At 42.1% G+C, this 1,533-nt stretch carries 2 protein-coding genes; one reads left to right on the forward strand and one right to left on the reverse strand.

Translation table 11 applies throughout. From position 1 onward, the window contains the following. Window positions 1-549: 549 nt before the first annotated feature. Window positions 550-1,059 (reverse strand): DinB family protein, encoded by a 510-nt coding sequence (locus VIP81_RS19915; RefSeq protein ID WP_331965184.1) that lies wholly within the window; start codon window positions 1,057-1,059, stop codon window positions 550-552. A 143-nt stretch (window positions 1,060-1,202) separates the two neighbouring features. Here VIP81_RS19915 and VIP81_RS19920 point away from each other — a divergent pair. Next, window positions 1,203-1,533 (forward strand): NUDIX domain-containing protein (locus VIP81_RS19920; RefSeq protein WP_331965187.1); only part of this gene is annotated, 331 nt, incomplete at its 3' end.

Genomic DNA, 1,533 nt, shown 5'->3' on the forward strand with positions numbered 1-1,533 from the left:
CAGCACCATGTCGATACAGATAAATGGAATGATTTGGTACCAGGAAGCCTCCATTAAATAGAAGTAGACAGGGATTACTAAAAAGAATACAAGGAGTGTTTTAAAAAACTTGGTTCTTAAAATTATTATTTCGTCTTTTATTGCCTGATATAACATAAAAAATTAATCATGTTTCATAATGTGCATCGGATAATTACTCGCTGATAATTTGTATGGCTGTTTCGGATGTAGTGATGCCATAGAAAGACGGATTTCGTCCGCTTTTGTATGCTGGCTCCATAGGTTGAGCACAGTAAGGATGGTAAAGAGGGAATTGGTCATAGGATCAGGTATGTTGCATTGGCGCATCAAACATAATACTTGCGGAACGGAAATATATATTTTTTTGATAATTTTTCACGGGAACGTTCCCATGGATTAATTACCGTTTAGGCACGGGAGGCCTGCGTGAAAGGATGTTTACTTCATTGTTCGGGGTCCGAAGATATAGTTTGCGCTATCTTCCATAGTACAAACTATATCTTTGTCATGGCTGATTTTTAAGAAAAATTAGCGCGCTGCATTTCTACTTTGTTCGTAGGTAGGACCATACAAACCAGGCACTTTATTTCCGGTAGCGCGAAGGTAAACGATCAATTCGCCGCGATGGTGATAAATATGATTAAAGAGCAGCCCACGGGATACAATGCCTCTGGGCATAGGTCCGAGGATCACTTTCTCCCCTGCTTTCATGGTCCAGTTGTCTTGTAGTTTTTCTTCCGTAAGCGATGCCAAAGCAGTTCTCGCCTTCACCACATTGCTTTCAAAAAGATCCAGTGTAGCCTTGATATCATTGGTGTCTCCGCGTTCGAGGTGATCCGCGGCCAGGTCATACACCTCTTTGGTAAGGGCGCCCACATACCAATAATAAATGGTGGCAATATGCTGGGCCAGTTCCCCCATTGTCCAGGAAATTTCTGAAGGTTTATAAGCGAGGTCTTTTTCGGGAACCGCCTGTAATAATTTACGCGTATTCTCTACTTCATGTTCGAATTCTCCGGTGAGGTATTTAAGTATCATAAGATGGTTTTAGATAAAGTTAAAAAATAAATGCGGGCTTCACGAGATCATTCGTATGACTTTTTATGCGATCGGACGCGACAATTTTTAGGTTATCTCCCGAAAAAATCTTTACTTCATGTTAAATTGACGCAAACAAAAATATGAAGGCTTTTCACGAATATAAAAATCCCTCACTGGCGGTAGACCTGGTGGTATTTGGTTACCACGACAATACCTTATCTGTATTGCTATTGAACCGCAAAGAGGAGCCATTTAAAGACTGCTGGACCTTACCGGGTGGCTTCCTGCAAATGGACGAAACCTTCCTCAGTACCTGCTCGCGTATTCTGCAAACCAAGCTGGGCATGGATGAAGTCTTTCTGGAACAGCTGTATTCGTTTGATGCACCAGACAGAGATCCCAGAGGACGTGTAATTGCAGTGGGGTATTATGCATTGATTAACCCCGCTAAATTCCAGGTGGTAGCCGGCA

This window comes from Chitinophaga sp., from assembly GCF_036566945.1.
In the GTDB taxonomy this organism is placed as follows: Bacteria; Bacteroidota; Bacteroidia; order Chitinophagales; family Chitinophagaceae; genus Chitinophaga.

Excerpts from the sequence above, each read along its gene's own strand:
- VIP81_RS19915 (WP_331965184.1), bottom strand. The coding sequence starts at position 1,059 with ATGATACTTAAATACCTCACCGGAGAATTCGAACATGAAGTAGAGAAT.